11 protein-coding genes, 1 tRNA gene and 1 other annotated feature are annotated in these 18749 nt (G+C 45.1%); of the genes, 3 read left to right on the forward strand and 9 right to left on the reverse strand.

What is annotated here, in order from left to right; all coding sequences use genetic code 11:
* Positions 1 to 12: 12 nt before the first annotated feature.
* Positions 13 to 231 (forward strand) — a binding site (T-box leader).
* A gap of 40 nt (positions 232 to 271) precedes the next feature.
* On the forward strand, positions 272 to 2137 hold the full coding sequence (locus NSS82_RS26580) for an arginine--tRNA ligase (RefSeq protein ID WP_076273629.1): 1866 nt from the start codon (positions 272 to 274) through the stop codon (positions 2135 to 2137).
* A 62-nt stretch (positions 2138 to 2199) separates the two neighbouring features.
* Here the strand turns inward: NSS82_RS26580 and NSS82_RS26585 are convergent, their stop codons facing one another.
* The 7 genes from NSS82_RS26585 to NSS82_RS26615 all read right to left on the reverse strand — a co-directional run bounded on the left by NSS82_RS26585 (position 2200) and on the right by NSS82_RS26615 (position 13221).
* On the reverse strand, positions 2200 to 5544 hold the full coding sequence (locus tag NSS82_RS26585) for a GH36-type glycosyl hydrolase domain-containing protein (protein WP_076273628.1): 3345 nt from the start codon (positions 5542 to 5544) through the stop codon (positions 2200 to 2202).
* 46 nt (positions 5545 to 5590) lie between these two features.
* The gene (gene bglX / locus NSS82_RS26590; protein WP_076273627.1) at positions 5591 to 7759 is read right to left on the reverse strand and encodes a beta-glucosidase BglX; all 2169 of its coding nucleotides are present in this window, start codon (positions 7757 to 7759) and stop codon (positions 5591 to 5593) included.
* A 109-nt stretch (positions 7760 to 7868) separates the two neighbouring features.
* The gene (locus tag NSS82_RS26595; RefSeq protein ID WP_076101011.1) at positions 7869 to 9473 is read right to left on the reverse strand and encodes an extracellular solute-binding protein; all 1605 of its coding nucleotides are present in this window, start codon (positions 9471 to 9473) and stop codon (positions 7869 to 7871) included.
* 57 nt (positions 9474 to 9530) lie between these two features.
* Entirely contained in the window at positions 9531 to 10430 is a 900-nt protein-coding gene (locus tag NSS82_RS26600) for a carbohydrate ABC transporter permease (RefSeq protein ID WP_036686985.1), read from the reverse strand.
* Between the two features lie 17 nt (positions 10431 to 10447).
* Entirely contained in the window at positions 10448 to 11371 is a 924-nt protein-coding gene (locus tag NSS82_RS26605; RefSeq protein ID WP_036687012.1) for an ABC transporter permease, read from the reverse strand.
* Between the two features lie 62 nt (positions 11372 to 11433).
* A complete protein-coding gene (locus NSS82_RS26610) occupies positions 11434 to 12183 on the reverse strand; it encodes an alpha/beta hydrolase (protein WP_076273626.1) in 750 nt (249 codons plus the stop codon).
* 24 nt (positions 12184 to 12207) lie between these two features.
* Entirely contained in the window at positions 12208 to 13221 is a 1014-nt protein-coding gene (locus NSS82_RS26615) for a LacI family DNA-binding transcriptional regulator (protein WP_038573079.1), read from the reverse strand.
* Between the two features lie 443 nt (positions 13222 to 13664).
* On the opposite strand from NSS82_RS26615, the gene NSS82_RS26620 reads away from it, so the two are divergent.
* A complete protein-coding gene (locus tag NSS82_RS26620; protein WP_076273625.1) occupies positions 13665 to 14573 on the forward strand; it encodes a serine hydrolase domain-containing protein in 909 nt (302 codons plus the stop codon).
* A gap of 1451 nt (positions 14574 to 16024) precedes the next feature.
* Here NSS82_RS26620 and NSS82_RS26625 read toward each other — a convergent pair.
* Positions 16025 to 16098 (reverse strand) — tRNA-Arg (locus NSS82_RS26625).
* A 209-nt stretch (positions 16099 to 16307) separates the two neighbouring features.
* The gene (locus NSS82_RS26630; protein ID WP_036686975.1) at positions 16308 to 16664 is read right to left on the reverse strand and encodes a hypothetical protein; all 357 of its coding nucleotides are present in this window, start codon (positions 16662 to 16664) and stop codon (positions 16308 to 16310) included.
* Between the two features lie 144 nt (positions 16665 to 16808).
* Here NSS82_RS26630 and asnB point away from each other — a divergent pair, with 144 nt between their 5' ends.
* Positions 16809 to 18653 carry an asparagine synthase (glutamine-hydrolyzing) gene (asnB, locus tag NSS82_RS26635; RefSeq protein ID WP_076129204.1) on the forward strand — a complete coding sequence of 615 codons (1845 nt, stop codon included), beginning with the start codon at positions 16809 to 16811 and terminating at the stop codon, positions 18651 to 18653.
* Positions 18654 to 18749 lie beyond the last annotated feature (96 nt).

An 18749-nucleotide genomic window follows, 5' to 3' on the forward strand; every position in this document is an offset into this window, starting at 1 on the left:
ATAAAAATTATTCAAGCATCGATGAGCGGGAGAGTAGTTAACGAGATCTAGTCCTCAGCGAGCCGGGAGAGTGTAAGCCGGTACAGATCCCTTTAATGAAGCGCACCCGTGAGATGGACTTCTGAACCTTAGTAGGAAGTCCCGGCTGAAGGCCGTTATCCCGTAAGGTGGCTGAACAACTTGTTCAGCAACGAGAGTGGTACCGCGAGCGCTAAAGCCCTCGTCTCTTTTGAGACGAGGGCTTTTTTGTATTTTCAAAGGAGGGTATACCATGTTAAATCAAATCATCAAAGACGGAATCGAGCACAGTGTACAACGTGTATTCAATACCTTAGGAGCTGACTATCCAGAGGACATTGCCGTTCTGATCGAACAGCCAGCAAATCTAGAACATGGTGATTATTCATGCAATATCGCTATGCAGCTAGCCAAAACTTTACGAAAATCCCCAATGGTCATAGCAGAATTAGTGAAAGCAGAACTTCAATTCCAAGGGCGCTTCGCCGGTCTTTTACAAAAAGTTGAAGTCGCTGCTCCCGGATTTATCAATTTGTATATGAATTGGCAAAGCTGGGCTGAACATTCCTTTGAACTGCCTGCCAGCACTGGGGAAAAAGTCATTATCGAGCACACTTCTATCAACCCCAACAAAGCCGCTCACGTAGGTCATCTAAGAAACGCCTGTATCGGCGATACTCTAGTCAGAATTATGAAAAGAACTGGGTATAACGTAGAGGTTCATAACTACATTGATGATCTCGGCAATCAGCTGGCGGATACAGTTGTTGGATTATTAAATATACCTTTAGAAGGGGAACACCCACGTTTCGGTGATTTTTGCTGGGATCTTTATGCCAAAGTGAACAAAGAATATGCGCTGAACCCAGAGATGACACACAAGCGCACAGATATACTCCACTCACTTGAACAAGGGGGCGGTAACGAAGCCTGGCTGGGCAACCTTGTAGCTGAACGCATCGTTAGAGAGCATGTAGAGGAAATGAAACATTTTGGGATTTATTATGATTTGCTGGTATGGGAGAGCAGTATTTTAAAAGAGGGATTTTGGGCAGCCGCAGCTGAGCTACTGAAGCAGACAGCCGTTTTTGTACAAGAGACTGAAGGTAAACTCGCAGGCTGCTGGGTGCTGAAGCAAGGAACAGAGGCTAACATTGGAGCGGATTCAGAGGAGCATCATCTCGATAAGGTGCTGGTGCGTTCGAATGGGATTTTAACGTATACAGCCAAAGATATTGCCTATCATCTCTGGAAATTTGGTCTTTTGACCAAAGATTTCTCCTATAGCGAATTCTCGTCCGGTTTATGGACAACTGGATTAACTGGAACCCAAGAATCTTATGGGCAGGCGGACAGAGTCATCAATGTGATCGATTACAGACAGGAATATCCACAACAGATGGTTAAGCAAGCCTTAGGGGCACTAGGTTATAACGAGCAAGCAGACAAACTCCATCATGTGAGTTATGGTGTTGTATCTCTTAGTCCCGCCTCGGCGGCCGAGCTGGGTATAGATATTTCAGAAGGCAAAACTTCTTATGCTATGTCCGGACGCCAGGGAATCGGGATTAAGGTAAGCGATCTGGTGGAGCTTATGGAACAGAACATTGAGCACTCACGTTCCGATAAAGACGGCCTCTCCAGCCGATTGATTGCCACTGCTGCGATTCGCTACTATCTGCTACGGTTTAATTTGGGAACGGAAATCGTGTTTGATTTCAAACAGGCTACCGAAATATCCGGCAATACCGGAGTTTATCTGATGTATACTTTTGCGCGTGCGACAAGTGTTTTGAGTAAAGCTACGATCCCAGTCCTTACAGCTGCCGCACAGCTTCAGTTCCCTTCCGAATTGGAAAAAGCAGAGCTTGCGCTGCTAAGACAGCTAAGTCTCTGGCCAGAGATATTACATTCAGCAAGTATAGAGTTAACGCCAAATACGCTCTGCACTTACGCACATACCTTAGCTACACTGTTCAACAACTTCTATTCTGTATGTCCGATTCTAAAAGGTGATCCAGCTACGATCGAATTCCGCCTCTGGCTTACTTCAAGATTCAAGGATACCCTGGGAGATGTGCTCGAAGTGCTTGGGTTACCGACACCGAATCGAATGTAGAAGATACAAAAAAAAGGGCAATTTCCGCGCTTAACGCGGAGATTGCCCTTCTATATATAATGTTACTTATAAATCTCTATCACATTTCCAGCTTCCGTGCTGAGACGATCAAAGTCCGCACGTTTGATGCGAACACCACCGTTACGATAGCGGTTAGGTGTACCTTCTGTTTGCACTTCCGTACCGTTGATAGTAATTCGACTGATCTCACGACCTGTAAGGTGATAGATAAAATCTACCTTAGTGCCTGCATATTCAAAGCTAAAATGCATTCCATCCAGCGATTCTGGCAGGATAGGGTCAACAATTAAGTCTCCACCTTCCGTACGGATCCCCAGTGCATTCGAGATTAACTGGTTCATATAGATCCCAGGACCGCTGGAATAGATTCTCCAGCCACCTTTAACAGCTACGTCACCATTGCGCAGTTTATCGAAATTCTCCTGTGCCTCATAACGGGTGTTAAATTTACCATCCGAGCTACTGAAATAGGAGTTAGCTTGACGTAGTTCAGCGTTTGGCACCACATCGCGGATTCCGATCGGATTAATCGCTGCCAGACCCTTCCAGACCTGATCAGTTTTACCGAGCTTGGCCATAGCCTCTACATAACGGATATGTGCATGCACATATTGAAGTCCAATTTCCCGGCCAAAGTTAGCCGCTTGCTCCGCACGTTTGAAATGAGTGCTGACCCCGCCAACATATTGAGCTGGACGATTCATCAGACGTACACCGTCAGGACAGAATAGTTTATCCTGAATGACATCATAGTGTGCTTCGGCCTGTTCCGGAGTAAGCAGCTCACTGATCATACTGCGCGTCATTGGCAGCAGACGGTACTGAATACCTGTTTCTGTGTCACTTGGGTGCACCATAAGCTTAATCTGCTCAGGGTCCTCCATATACAGGAAGCCAGGAATCACTTCGGATTGAAGCATATGAGTATGGAAATCCTTACGGATTCCTTCCACCATCGCCTTCAGCTCCTCTGCCTCAGCTTGATCAACTGAACGAAGTACCTCTGAGAACTGATTAAGTGTCTGATAGGTAAGCGCTACTGTCCAGCTGCTAACCATATACTGCTTCAGCTGTGGATTTGCAGGCTGGAGCGTATCATCCCAGTCTCCATCACCGTAAGAAGACAGATGTGTGTCATGCAGGAAATGATCCTTAATATAAGCAATTTCCTTCCGTGCGTGATCCAGCAACGTCGCTTTTTCTTCTGTAAAGTCAAAGCTGTGCTTACGGGTATACGGTACTGTTGCTCCCAAGATGCTGTAATCCTGAGTTACTGCCAAGTAGTCTCCAAGCACCTTAAGCGGCCATACAATAATATCTCCATGACTTTCTTCTTGTTGTATCTTCGTGTATTTATCAAACATGAACCACTGTGGCCAGTTGCCATCATCTTCATATTGATGACTGTACAGCGTCAGCAAAATTTCACGAACCTGTTCGTATTTTTGCGTAGCCATGAAATATTCCACAGGCCCCTGACATACATCCCGTGTTCCCCAAGCAGCGCCACCATATTGCTCTAAACCATGTGGAACCGAATAGTGAACCAGCATGTTATGTGTGTACCACCAAGTCAGAGCGTTAACCTTAAACAGTTCACCCTCTGTTCCGTCCCCAAGCGTCAGGCGGAAGCCATTCATCACACCAGCATAAAATGCGCGATAAGCAGAAATCTCTTCCTCAGCTGAACGATTTCTTGGAGCAAGTGACTTACCATCCAGAAGGCCTTGAATATTCAAGGTCCATTCACTGCTGGCAGACAGCTCCAGTACTGCTAACGGTGCTTCAGTTGGTTGAACAGGAGAGACAAGTCTACCTTCATCCTGCAGAGTTAACTCCGCACCCTGCACCTGTAATTTATACTGTAAGTCAGGATATTCACCAGCACTTAGTGCGCTTCTGTCAGCCGAGAAGATTACTGCTCCACCTTCTTGCTTGGATTGATATGGAAGCTCGTATTCATTAACGTTCATGGTGATTTGATTAGTGACTAAATAACGATAAGCTCGTCCGCTTTCCGAACGCACATTCAGGAATATCTCTGGCGAATCTTCGGTGGTGTAGTTCGTAATAATGAAGCATTCACCATCTGTTCTGTAATACCAACGAGCATAGTTGAAACCAACCTCAAATAGAGAAGGCATAGTCAGCAAACGATATTCACCGTTCCACTCTACATAAATGCGTTGTCCTGAAGCTTTTGGAATGTTAAGCGCATTTCTTGGATTGGACATTAGCTTGTTGAAATTGGTATTTCCAATTACCACTTGGGAGTTAAAGATCCCGTACATATAAGAAGTTGTTGTGATGACCTTATCATTAAGTCGAGCGTTATCCCCACTCATCAGGATATGGCCGTGTGGCCGTTCTACGCGCATTTCTTTCTCTTTTAATACTACGTGCTCATAATTCTCCGTGAAAAAGGAAAGTAGTGTGTCTCCTTCTCTCTCCTCCTGATAACGAACCGGAAACAAGACCCCGATCTCTTTCTCTGTCAGCGAATCTGCAGCCAGCGGTGCTCCCAGCTCCTTCGAGAAGAAAGAACGTTCAAGTGCTGCTTCAGCTTCTAAAGGTAAATCTTTAACAGCATCCCAAGCCGCAGCAATATCATTAGCAAATTCTAGCGCAGTGATCGCTTCTGGATGATCTTGCTTAAACAATCCGTAGAACACAAACCGTGTTTCACCGCTCAGCTTCACCCGTTCCGATTGCAGCGCAGTATATGCGAATTCATATTGATAGATCTCATTACTTAATTGCTCACGACCCAAGCTCTCTGGTTGATTGGTTTCTTTATAGGACAGTCCAAAGAATTGAAAACCGTCTGTTGAGAAGCTTGTTGCCTTGGTAAGTGAACCCTGTTGCAGATATGGGAATTTCCCGCCCTGCGGCTGATTCTGTCTAGAGCAAACAACGTACCCGTTGGATTGATCCTCAAATACCGCATGATCGATATACTGTGACAGGTAAGCTTCATTACTGCGGACAGCGGCGATATCAGCAATCCCTACATCCTGTCCGTACACGAGATCTACCTCTGCATTTTGTCCAGTAAGCTTCACATCCCAGAACCAAGCTCCTCCTGCAGTAGGGGTGAAAATAACTTGATATTCTATATTTTCCGCAGTACCTTCCCAAACCAAACGGTTTCCAGCCTTACGTACAGTGCTTGAAGAATGAATGCCAAGCAAAGGAATGGCTTGAATGTTTCCATCATTGTGCACTCGCAAATATAGATTGGATAATGAACCATCCACAATGCTTGGCAGCAATTGATTGATCATTGTCCGTTCGTAGAGGACTTGGAACAAGTCCCCGCTGTTTGTAAAAGTGAAGGATAGATCCCCGGCGTTTAAACGGATGTTAGTATTCAAATTAGTAGTCATATTATACACTTCCTCCATTACGGCGTTACTGCCGTATATATTCTACTTATGCTAATGTTAAGCAAAAATCCCGTTCTTTAACCTCATTGCTGTTCGAACCGACGAATAATTTAAATCGTCCCGGATCGCTGCTAAAGCTTAGATCGCTATGATAGTAACGAAGCTGCTGTTCGGTAAGGGTAAAGGTCACTTCACGACTTTCCCCTGGTGAGAGGTTGATCTTGGCAAAATCCTTCAGTTCCTTCATCGGTCTGACGACTTCTCCGGAAATGTCTCGGATATACAGCTGCACTACCTCTTCCCCATCTACTTCTCCAGTATTGGTCACCGTAACTTTTATTTCAATAGGCTGATTTTCAGTCATGATTTCACCGGACAGAATTGGTTCACTATAGCTAAATGTCGTATAGCTCAATCCAAAACCAAATGGCAAAAGCGGCTCATTAGGAATATCCAGATATTGCGAGACATAACGTTTGTCGGCACCCGGAGCATGTAAGGGGCGTCCAGTGTTGAAATGATTGTAATAGACTGGAATCTGCCCAACGGATACCGGGAAAGACATCGTTAATCTTCCTGAAGGATTCTCATCTCCATAAAGTAGACTGGCAATTGCCGCTCCGCCTTCACTGCCAGGGAACCACGCTTCCAGAATAGCATCTGCATGCTCGTACACACCGGCCAAGTCTAGTGGACGTCCATTAAACAACACCACCACGATAGGCTTATTCAGCTGTTTCAGACGTTGTAAAAGCTCAAGCTGCGCTTCCGGCAAACGGATATCTGAACGGCTGCCCGCTTCTCCACTCATCTCTGAATGTTCACCAAGCGCCAGTACAATCACATCAGCTTGCTTAGCAGCCGCTTCCGCCTCCAGCCACTGTTCCTCTGTAAAGCTATCGACTCCAGAACCTTCTGCAACAGTAATCTTACCCGCACCTGCGCGAGCTTGAAGTGCCGGTGCAAGACGGCTTGCCTCTTCCGTTGAACCCAACCACGACCACGGTCCAAGAATATCTCCGCTAGTAGCAAACGGTCCAATTAGCGCAATCCGTTGCTCTGCAGCAAGCGGCAGAACCTGATCATTCTTGAGCAGTACGCAGGATTTAGCCGCCAACTCACGCGCCGCATTTCGATGATCTTCACAGAAGATTACCTCACGCTCTTTCTCGACGTCAGCTCCGCGGAACGGATGCTCGAACAAGCCCAATCTTTGCTTCAATTTCAAAATACGAAGCACAGCTTCATCAATAATCTTTTCATCTACTTGTCCATCTGCAACAAGCGCCGGAAGCTGATGAACGTAACAAGCCGTCATCATCTCGATGTCTACACCAGCTTTGATGGCTTTAAGTGCTGCCTCAGCCTCATCCTCAGCGACACCATGTGGGATCAGTTCCTTCACTGCACCCCAATCCGAAATCAATACGCCATCAAATCCCCATTCTTCACGAAGCAGCTGGCGAAGCAGCTTGACGTTGCCGCTTATCGGAATCCCATCAATCGTATTAAATGAAGTCATGACCATTTCTGCACCTTCATCCAGTGCTGCACGATAGGCTGGCAGATAATATTCACGCAGCTGCCGTTCCGATAAATCCACCGTATTATAATCACGACCGCCTTCGGATAGACCATAGGCAGCAAAGTGCTTGATACAAGCCGCCAGACGATCCACATCACCAGTCAAGTCGCTTCCTTGAAATCCGCGCACAAACGCACGGGCAAACCTACCATTCAAATATGGATCTTCTCCTGTAGATTCCATTACTCTTCCCCAACGTGGGTCCCGTACAAGATCCGCCATTGGCGCATAAGTAACGTGCACACCGGAGACTGCCGCTTCTTTAGCCGCAATCTCGGCGCTCAGCTCTGCGCGATCCATATCCCAAGAGCAGCCAATTGCCAGCGGGACCGGAAAAATCGTCTTGAAGCCATGCACAATATCCGCCATCATCAGCAAGGGAATGCCCAATCTATTTTTGCGTAAATGGGCTTCCTGAACCGCAATGACTTGCGCTGCACCTGATAGACCAAGTACAGAGCCGCTGCTCTCGATCATGTGGACCGTAATTCCCATCGATGCCATAGGGCCAGTGATTTGTCCTCCATCCTCTGCCCCTTCATAGAAATTAGCGGCTAGCTGCTGCAATTGTGCAATCTTTTCTTCAAGCGTCATCTGGTTCAACAAGGTAGTCAGTTGCTGCTCATTCATTTCAAATCCTCCATTGTTCAATTCTGCCGATGCCTATGAATGGAAAAACCCGTGTGCAAGAATTGCACGCGGGTCCTGTAGGTTCATTCCTACATGCATAGGGCGAAAGCTATTTTTTTAGATTGTTTAGTTCATCTAGAACCGGCTGAACGAGGGATTGTTTGCTCTTAACCCATTCTTTCCAGTTCGTCTCTAGATCGCCTGGTTTCAAAATCAGGTTAGTGTATTCTGTAGCATAGTCAAAGGAAGCCTGATTTTTAGCCTTGGAATCATACAACTGGTAATCCCAGTCATATTCAGCCGTTGCTTTGTCTTTTAACGCAAGCTCAGCTTTTTCTTTGAACAGTTCTACAGAACGATCGCGATATTCTTTTTTGATCGCAGGGTTCACGACACTAAAGTCATCCGCCAAGACATACAGTCCTTCAAAACGGTTCGGATATTTCTTATCCAATGTTGTTCCTTCAGGGAGTAGGCTGATTAATTCGCCATTTTCGCCTTTTTTCCAATCTGTTCCTTCAAAGCCCAAGTTAACGGTCAATTGACCTTCTTTACTTGTTGTATATTCCATGAAGTCCATAATCCGTTCAAATTTCTCTTTGCTAATATCTGGCGAAAAGATTACAGCAGACCAGAAGTTAACTTGATCAAGGTTACGATATTTACCGTCATCGCCAAGTACAATAGCTGTGTGTACTAGGTCATCACTATTTACACCTAGGTTATCTTTCATTTTAACGTCCATGTCTTTTCTGTAAGAAGCCAAACCACCTAGACTCGTAATACCGGAAACACCGTTAACTGTGAACTTTTGGCCAGATTCGCCATTTTTCCAAGTATAAAACTCAGGGTGCAGTAATCCTTCTTTATAAGTAGTTTGAAGTTCTTTCAGTGCCGCTAACGTTTCATCGTTGGCTGGACCCCATTGGTATTTTCCATCTGCATCTTTATAGAATGCTGACTCTACTCTGGAGTGCACGCTATTAGCCATTACAATATTAGTCAAAGCATCGTTGATGTCATAAGAAATAGGAATGAGTTTATCTCCTACCTTGCCAGGGTCTTTCTCTTTAAGCAATCTAGCAAATTCCATCAGTTCTGTAGTAGTGTAAGCATCCTTCAATTCAAAACCAACGGCTTTAGCCCAGTCAGAACGCAGAGCAATTACTCCGATTTGGTTAATGAGCGGATCTGCCGGCTTGTTCTCAAAGTATACCGGTCTTGGCAGAACATAAGTGCCACCTACCGCTTTCTCCAATTCATCGCCAAGTCCTGTCAGCTTATAAGCGGCTGCCACATTCGGCCAGCGTTCTTTCCAGTCATCTGGCAGCTTGTACAGGAGCCCTTGATCAATGTAATTAAGCGCATCACCGTGAACATAGTTCCAGCTTGCTACGTCAGGAAGATCACCAGAGTTAATCCATAGGCGAAGCTTCTCAGCCCATGAATCCCATTCAATATAGTTGTAATCCCATTTAATATTGAACTTATCCGTAAAATATTTATGATACACGTTATCAAAATCAGATTCTGTTGTCTTAATGGTACTGGCTAACGAAATCTTCAACTCATCTTTATATCCATCTGTTGGATTGCCTGAATTTCCGCTATTAGCATTGTTGTCTGAGCTTGAGCATGCTGCCAACATGATTGGAGTAAGACATAAAACACCGGCAAGGATTGACTTTACAGATTTTCTTTTTAAAATATTCATTTTGTCCTCCTTAAATTGTGTGACTGACCCTCTTTTATATGGATAAATCATAAACCACTAGGTCTTGATAGCCCCTGTAAGTACCCCTTTGGCAAAGTGCTTTTGGAGCATTGGGAAGAAACACATAATAGGAACCATGGTAACGAATACTGCCGCCATTTTCATACCCATAGAGAATGATTGCTTACCCACTGCGTCAACACTTGTGGCATTCGATGCATTCACTTGGGCTTCCATAATGATAGATCGCAACACGTTCTGCAGTGGCATCTGATCCGCTTTCCGCAGGAAGATCATGGCGTCATACCATCCATTCCAGAAGGCTACTCCGTAGAACAATGTGATGGTAGCTACGATTGGAGCAGATAATGGCAGGACTACAGAGAACAGGATTCTCCATTCCCCAGCACCATCAAGTCGCGCAGATTCCATCAGGGACTCAGGCAGACTGCTAAAATAGTTCGACATCAGAATCAGGTTAAACGCACTGAAGCTTCCAGCCAGAATAACTGACCAAAGGTTGCCTGTCAGATGCAGATCCTTCATCACCAGGTACAAAGGTACAATCCCGCCATTAAAAATCATTGTGAACAGGACAAGCATAAAAATGAGCTTTTTACCCGGGAATTTATTGCGGCTAAGGCCGTAAGCCATACTTGTCGTTAAGAACAAGCTAAGCGGGAGTCCTAAGATTAAGATCTTAAAGGTATTCCAATACCCTGTCCCGATCCGCCCATCAGCAAAGAGTGCCCGATAGGATTCCAGTGTTGGGTTCTTCGGAAATAACATCATAGGGTTATCAGCGTATTCCTTTTGCGTAGAAAAAGAAATCATAATGACATTCCAGAATGGAATAAGAATGGCCAAAGCGCCTACACTCAGAATTACGAAAATCACATAATCCATAGCGGTCATTTTTTTATGGTCTTGCATAATGGTCAGCTTTTTTTTACTCATACATTTGCACTCCTTTCTTACCGGAATAAACCGTCTCCGCCCATAAGTTTGGCAGCTCTGTCTGCCAGAATCAGCAGAATCATATTAACAAGTGAACGGAACAAACTGACTGCAGTGGAGAATGAAAAGTCTGTTGAAGACTGGAACGTGATTCGGTAGATATACACATCTAGTACTTCTGAGACGTTTTTCGTTGCAGCGTTGCTCAAGTTAAAGATTTGGTCAAATCCAGATGACATCAGGCCACCGACGGAAAGGATAAACATGATCGTAATCGTCGGAAGAATGTTAGGCAGAGTAATGCGGAACATTTGCTGCAAGCGTGTGGCACCATCAATCTGTGCGGATTCATATTGGTCTGTATCAATACCAGAGATAGCGGCCATAAAGATAATGGCTCCCCAACCTGCTGATTTCCAGATATCCGTAAGATACAACATCGGAACGAACATTTTTTCAGAACCTAGGAAGTTAATGCCTGTCCCGCCAAACATTTGAATGAGGCTGTTGACCAGACCATCATAGGAAAGCACATTGATAACAACCCCGGATACTACGATCCATGACAGGAAGTTCGGAAATGTAAACACCGTCTGTAAAGCTTTTTTGTAACGATTCATGCGCAGTTCATTCAGCAGCAATGCCAATATGATTGGAAAAGGGAACTGAATAATCAGCTTACCGATGTTAATGGTTAACGTTCTCCATACGGCGTCAATAAAAGCTGGGTCACGGAACACATAGGTGAAATTCTCGAATCCGCTCCATGGGCTGCCCCAAATTCCTAAATTCGCTTTAAAATCTTTAAAAGCCAGAGATAGACCACCCATCGGCAGATAAGCGAATAGGAAAAGCCACACTAGTCCAGGAAGCACCAGAGTATAGACCATTCTGTTCTTCCAGACTTCTCTTAGGAACAGTTGGAATCTGCTGTCGTTCATTTTTTTAGCCGGTATTGCAACTTCGGATTTCAATTTGCATCTCCTCACTCTGCTTATGTCTTTTAGTTGTACAAGAAATCAAAGGTTGTCTTCAGATGTTCCTCCCAGAATCGCCATTCATGAGTTCCAGGGGTCTCAACATACTGAAATTCATAAGGGGTCGTCTCCAGGTAAGCTGCGAATTCCCGATTCATCTCCACAAACGGATCTTCCGAACCACAGCAAGTCAGAATCGAAGGCAGGTTACGTCTATCGTCGACCAATTTAGCGGCTAAAGCGTACAGATCCTGATCCGGCTTAATTTGTAAGCGTTTTCCAAAAGTACCCGCCATCTCCCTCGCCATGTCCTTGGACATTTGCGGATCGTTTAATCGTTTCTGAAGATCGGTAACCCCTGATAACGAAACCACTTTGCTGTAACGCTCGGGATAGGTAAGTCCACATTTCAGAGCGCCATACCCGCCCATCGATAAACCAGCGATATACGTCTTCTGCGGATTATCATCCAACCTCATCATTCGACCACAAAGCTCGGGAAGCTCATGGGTCACATAGTGGAAGTAGTCCAGTCCGTACTCCATGTCTGTATAATAGCTCCTGTTTACTTGCGGCATTATGACTGTACAACCATATTGACTTGCATACTGCTCAATAGTAGTCATCCTGTGCCAAGTACTGGCGTTATCACCAGCACCATGCAGCAGGTAGAGCGTTCCTCCAGACATGTTGCCTGAATCGACGGGGGAGATAATACTGATGGTCGTTGTCATTCTCAAAGTAGGAGAGCCTGTCTCAACTGTTAATAATGCCATGAGTTATCTCCTTTTCGTTCTTATTCATTTGTTTATTTTCTTGCAAGATCCCCGCTTAACCAGTACGGATTCGAATACCATATGTTTGTTTTGCGAATCACCTGTGATCAGGTCAAACAAAATTTCAACACTGGCCTTCGCCATATCCACTCCGGGTTGGCTGATCGTATCCAGAGATGGATGATAATATTCTGCCATTTCAATCCCGTCGAATCCGATAATCGAAACATCATTTGGAATTGATAAGCCCAAAGACAATAACGCCTTAGCAGCCCCAATGGCAATCGTATCTGATGCAGCAAAAACAGCAGTGATATCTTTTTTCTTATTGAGCAGACGTTTGGTAGCTGTAAAGCCAGAGCTTGGACTATATTCACAATCCTCTACCATTGAAGGGTCGTACTCAATTCCATGCTCCTCAAGCGCTTTGATATATCCCATAAGCCGCCGGTTGCCTGTCGTATTTTGTACCAGAGGAAATCTGGCCAAAAAGCAGATATTGCGATGTCCTAATGAGATTAAATAGCTGACAGCCTTATAAGATTCCTGAAGATCATCAATGATCACGCTTGAAAAAACAGCAGGATCGACTTCTTTTGTAGTCGTGATGGTAGTCAGAACAAATGGAACTTTTAATTGTTTGAATTTATCTTCGGAATGATCATACGTTCCGCCCATAAAAATTACGCCATATAGATTTTTTTCTTTTACAAGCTGTAGAGCGATATCGATCTCATCTACTCCATCTTCTACATGCTGGATCATAAGCGGACATCCCCGCAAGTTCACCTGGCGTTCAACTTCCTTGATCATGTCTGCAAAAAACGGGTTTGAGATCCCTTTTACCATTAGCGCTATGGTATTAGATCGCGTCTTTTTCAAGTTGCTCGCATTACCATTTGGAATATAGTTATGTTCTCTAACAACCGCCATTACTTTAGCTCTAGTTGTATCGCTTACAACACCGCTATTATTGATTACTCTGGAGACTGTGGCGATACCCACGCCTGATAGCCTTGCAATATCTTTGATATTCATATTTACCTTGCTCCACTCCTATGATGAGTCCCCCCTTCACCCGATGAAAATCAGGTTGTGGAAACGCATGAAATGATGGGAAACGTTTCCCACGACATCATTTTGAGTCCTTAGCGTGTTTTTTCCGCTTACTTCGTCCATTATGAACAGGTAATTTTTATAAGTCAACTAAAAACACAAAAAAAATTGTGATTCATCACTTTTTATTTGGTTAAAATTACAATAAGTCTATAGTTACTCAATCTAGAAATTAGAAGTAATTGGTATTTATATATCAAACAATAGTTTTCCTTACTTTATTGACTTTAAAATAAGAATGGAATACCATCAATTTAGTGATTTTTATCGTTTTAACAGAAAACGTTTCCACTCATTTTTCTAGTTTTTCTTTTTGTCACTTCGCTACCTAGCTAGGAATATCAAGAGAAAGAAGGACTCTTTTTATGTTGAACATGGCTCAATTCGCAGCTAAGGCTCGTGAACGAAACCTGAATATCTTCAATGTTCGTGTGCTTCAAAACGGAAACCTTGTGGGAAAACTGGATCTCACGGAGGATATTCGGCGCTTGCAGCATTCCGTCAGCAAGTCTTTTACTTCTATGGCAGTAGGTCTTGCCATTGATGAAGGGAAGCTGACACTGGAAACAACGCTTAAAGATGTTTTTCCGGAGTATGTCTCTCCTCTTAAACAAACACCTCCTTCCATGCAGCCCGGAGATATAACTTTGTTCGATTTACTGCGAATGAGTACAGGGCACGATTCCCCTCCATTTTGGGCTGAAGAGAGATTAGCCTTGAAGGATAAAAATTGGGTGCAGCATTATTTATCTCTGACTTTAGACAGAGCTCCCGGAGAGAAATTTACATACAGCAGCGGAGATACCATTATGATCTCTGCAATGGTGCAAGCCCGCGTCGGGCAAACCGTAAAGGATTATCTGGTACCTCGTTTGTTTGCACCTCTGGGCATAAACAATGTCGATTGGGAAACAACGCCTCAAGGGATCACCCTTGGCTGTGCCGGACTTCAGATTAACACGGAAGAGTTAAGCCGGTTTGGACAGCTGCTTTTACAGCAAGGAAAGTGGCAGGGCCAGCAACTGATTCCCGCAGCATGGATCGATTTTGTTACACAAAAACAGATCGACAATGATGGAAACGGTGACTGGGGAGAAGGATACGGCTGCCAATTCTGGCTCTGCTCCCACGACGCTTACCGTGCCGATGGCGCTCATGGACAATTCTGTCTTGTGGTGCCGGACGCTCAAGCAGTCATTGCAATTAACAGCATGGAAGATAACATGCAGGGCATCCTGGACACCGTCTGGGAGGAAATCTGGCCGCTTCTTTAGGAGCGGTCTTTTTTATGGCTTGAGGTTAGCGTGCGCATAATGGGTAATTTACATTCTTCGGCGATTAGTACATAACACCGCCAAGTAACCAGCACTTGCTGTTGCTGAGGAGGCTCGCGGACTCAGATGACCTTATTTGCTCATTTATCGCCTTTTGAGCAACGTTTCGGACTCCAGTGCAGCTATTCCTGAGAAAGCGGCTCTTTTGGGACACGTTTGGCACCAATAGCGACGATGGAGTCCGATAACATCGCAAATGTGGCACTTTTCAGCATTTAAGGTCATCTGGGTCCGATAGCTACTGCGTATGTGCAAATATGGTCTAGATGTTCGAAGTTTGATGTTCAACGATGATTAGTAGCTAAACACGCCCAAGCGTTCACACCAATCGATGCTCAAACCGTAAGTCCCCACCATCAAACTCGCCATGCAGTCAACAACAATAGATGCACAACACCAAGTAACCAGCATTACTCAGACCGAGGAGGCTCGCGGACTCAGATGACCTTATTTGCTCATTTATCGCCTTTTGAGCAACGTTTCGGACTCCAGTGCAGCTATTCCTGAGAAAGCGGCTCTTTTGGGGCACGTTTGATACCAATAGCGACGATGGAGTCCGATAACATCGAAAATCCCACACTTTTCAGCATTTAAGGTCATCTGGGTCCGATAGTTGCTGCATATGTGCAAAATAAGTAACTCATCACACCAAGTAACCATTTACTTTCTGAGGCTGAGGAAGCTTGCGGACTCAGATGACCTTATTAGCTCATTTATCGCCCTTTGAGCAACGTTTCGGACTCTAGTGCAGCTATTGCTGAGAAAGTAGCTCTTTTGGGGCACGTTTGGCATCAATAACGACGATGGAGTCCGATAACATCGCAAATGTGGCGCTTTTCAGCATTTAAGGTCATCTGGGTCCGATAGCTGCTGCGTATGTACAAATGTGATCTAGTCGTTCGAAGTTTGATGTTCAACGATGATTAGTAGCTAAACACGCCCAAGCGTTCACACCAATCGATGCTCAAACCGTAATTCTCCACCGCCTACAAGTAGCTCATCACACCAAGTAACCAGCACTTTCTGTTGCTGAGGAGGCTCGCGGACTCAGATGACCTTATTTGCTCATTTATCGTCTTTTGAACAACGTTTCAGACTCCAGTGCAGCTATTCCTGAGAAAGCGGCTCTTTTGGGGCACGTTTGATACCAATAGCGATAATGGAGTCCGATAACATCGAAAATCCCATACTTTTCAGCATTTAAGGTCATCTGAGTCCGATAGCTGCTGCGTATGTACAAATGTGATCTAGTCGTTTGAAGTTTAATGTTCAACGATGACTCGAATTTCGACGTTTAGTTCAAGAAGGAAGACAAAGGTATCCCGTGTGTGACCTCGAACTAAAACTCGCGCACGCAAAAACAGCCTTCCCGAAGGAAGGCTGTTAATTGACGTCCCGGAAGGGATTCGAACCCCTGACCGTGCGCTTAGAAGGCGCATGCTCTATCCAGCTGAGCTACCGGGACATATAAGAAATAAATACTATGTATTGACGCAACGATATTTATTATACCTTATTCAGCGGATTTTTCAAGTCAAAACAACTTAGAAAAATAATAAAAGAGTTTTCGGTGCGGTTTTTTTACACGTCAGTATAACCACAGGAAATGAAAAGAACGGCATTTCTGCCGTCCTTTTCAGCGATTCCAGTGTACACTTTACAAGCCTTCGTTATTTACTCCAGCTTTCGAAAACGCTTCTCCAGCTGCTTTTTCAAATCCCCAAAAGTGAGTAATTCTCTTTGAAACTTGGAATGCTCATCTTCTGGCGACATGAAGTTGCTGCCTGTAAATGCACTCGAGGTCACATCTTGAAAAGCGTCATGCATATTGTTATCAAACCAATCGGTAGAGGTATCAGCATCATTAGTCAGAATACGGACAATCTCATATCCCTCTTCACGCCGATCCTCAACGATATACACCAAAAGCGCAGGATCACTAACAGCACCCGGCAAAACACCCACTTCTGCACAAGGCGCACCATCGTACTCCATCATTCTGCGAATTTTGGCGTCTTTAATATAATACACCTGTCATCCTTCCCTCCTGGCAAATTCCCCTCTCCCCTAGTGTTCGGATAAGGACATACATTTTATGCCTTCCTTCGGCATATATCTGTATTACTTGGCAAAAAAGTAAGGACAACAATCGCACAAAAGAGAGGATGAACCATCATGTGCGGAATAACCGGATTTATCCAGTGGCGCGGAGATCTCACTCAGCACTCGCAGCTGCTGGTCAAAATGACTGAAACTTTAGCAAACCGCGGCCCCGATGCAGCCGGAACCTGGATCTCAGGCCCCTGTGCTTTCGGTCACCGCAGACTTAGCGTTATCGATCCGGAGAACGGTGCCCAGCCCATGATCACCCGCCATGAGGAACAGGTATACGCGATTGTTTACAACGGCGAATTATATAACGCCCTCGAACTCAAACAAGAACTTAAGCAGCGAGGGCATCAATTCCGCACCCAGTGCGATACAGAAGTGCTGCTGCATTCCTATATCGAATGGGGGCCGGATTGCGCAGAGAAGCTCAATGGAATCTTTGCTTTTGCAGTATGGGACGGTCTTCGCGACCAAGTCTTTTTTGCACGTGACCGTTTAGGTGTGAAACCCCTGTTCTATAGCAAGGTTGATGATGTGCTAGTTTTTGGCTCAGAGCCTAAAGCGTTGCTGCAGCATCCTAAGGTACAACCAATCGTGGGTCCTGAAGGTCTCGCAGAAATCTTCATCATCGGTCCAGCGCGTACACCGGGTCATGGTGTTTATAAGGATATGCAAGAGCTTCGTCCAGGTCATGCTATGATCTATAGCCGTGAAGGTCTGCGCAGTTATGCCTATTGGAAGCTGGAGAGCGCAAAGCATACTGACAATGAAGCAGAGACAGCCGCTAAGGTGCGTGAACTGCTCCAAGATACACTCGAACGCCAACTGGTCTCAGACGTCCCTGTTTGCTCTCTTTTGTCGGGAGGGCTGGATTCCAGTGCGCTGACGGCACTTGCAGTGGATTACTACAACCGGAATGGTCAGGGACAAGTGGATACTTATTCTGTAGACTATGTAGATAACGACAAACATTTCAAAAGTCATACTTTCCAGCCGGGAGCAGATGGACCGTGGATTAAACGAATGGTCGATGAATTGAATACAAACCACCACTACATCTCGTTCGATACCCCGGAGCTTGTAGAAGCGCTGGATAATGCTTTGTACACTAGGGATTTACCAGGGATGACCGATGTGGACTCTTCCTTGTACTTATTTTGCCGGGAGATTAAAAAAAACGCGACAGTAGCTATTTCCGGTGAAGCTGCGGATGAGATTTTTGGCGGATACCCTTGGTTCCACCGTGAGGAAATGCTCTCCTCAGGCACTTTTCCTTGGTCAGTTGCTCCGAAAATGCGTGCAAGTCTACTTTCCCCAGAAATTAACGAGTGGATCCGTCCACTGGAATATTTGGGTGACAGATATAGCGATGCGGTGGCTGAAGTTCCGAAGTTGGATGGAGAAACGGGAAAACAAGCACAAATGCGCGTAATGTCCTATCTGAATATCACCCGCTTCATGCCTACTCTGCTAGACCGTAAAGACCGAATGAGCATGGGCGCAGGGCTAGAGGTACGTGTTCCTTATTGTGATCACCGACTCGTTCAATATGTATTTAATATTCCGTGGGAAATCAAAAATCTGGGGGGCCGTGAAAAAGGGATTCTACGTAAATCTCTTGAAGGCATTCTTCCAGACGATGTGCTCTACCGCAAAAAAAGCCCTTACCCCAAAACTCATAATCCTGCCTATTTAAATGCGGTACGAACTCAGGTATTAAACATTCTGGATGACTCTACTTCACCCCTACTTCCGTTAATTGATGCTGCCAAAATCCGTGAGATCGCCGCTTCCCCGGAATCCTCAACCAATCTGCCTTGGTTCGGCCAGCTCATGTCCGGTCCTCAGCTGTTTGCTTACCTCGCCCAAGTGGATCTCTGGCTGCGTAAATATAACGTCTCCATCCAATAAGCGCGTAGAGAACTGAGATAATCGACAAGCCAAACAGCAAGTCCCCGTATCCGGTGACTTGCTGTTTGGCTTGTATTTGCAATAATTACTCTACGA

Origin of the sequence: Paenibacillus sp. FSL H7-0735 (assembly GCF_038008505.1) — a bacterium.
Lineage (GTDB): Bacteria > Bacillota > Bacilli > Paenibacillales > Paenibacillaceae > Paenibacillus_AQ > Paenibacillus_AQ odorifer.

Excerpts from the sequence above, each read along its gene's own strand:
- NSS82_RS26580 (WP_076273629.1), top strand. The coding sequence starts at position 272 with ATGTTAAATCAAATCATCAAAGACGGAATCGAGCACAGTGTACAACGT.
- NSS82_RS26585 (WP_076273628.1), bottom strand. The coding sequence starts at position 5,544 with ATGACTACTAATTTGAATACTAACATCCGTTTAAACGCCGGGGATCTA.
- bglX (WP_076273627.1), bottom strand. The coding sequence starts at position 7,759 with ATGAATGAGCAGCAACTGACTACCTTGTTGAACCAGATGACGCTTGAA.
- NSS82_RS26595 (WP_076101011.1), bottom strand. The coding sequence starts at position 9,473 with ATGAATATTTTAAAAAGAAAATCTGTAAAGTCAATCCTTGCCGGTGTT.
- NSS82_RS26600 (WP_036686985.1), bottom strand. The coding sequence starts at position 10,430 with ATGAGTAAAAAAAAGCTGACCATTATGCAAGACCATAAAAAAATGACC.
- NSS82_RS26605 (WP_036687012.1), bottom strand. The coding sequence starts at position 11,371 with ATGAACGACAGCAGATTCCAACTGTTCCTAAGAGAAGTCTGGAAGAAC.
- NSS82_RS26610 (WP_076273626.1), bottom strand. The coding sequence starts at position 12,183 with ATGGCATTATTAACAGTTGAGACAGGCTCTCCTACTTTGAGAATGACA.
- NSS82_RS26615 (WP_038573079.1), bottom strand. The coding sequence starts at position 13,221 with ATGAATATCAAAGATATTGCAAGGCTATCAGGCGTGGGTATCGCCACA.
- NSS82_RS26620 (WP_076273625.1), top strand. The coding sequence starts at position 13,665 with ATGTTGAACATGGCTCAATTCGCAGCTAAGGCTCGTGAACGAAACCTG.
- asnB (WP_076129204.1), top strand. The coding sequence starts at position 16,809 with ATGTGCGGAATAACCGGATTTATCCAGTGGCGCGGAGATCTCACTCAG.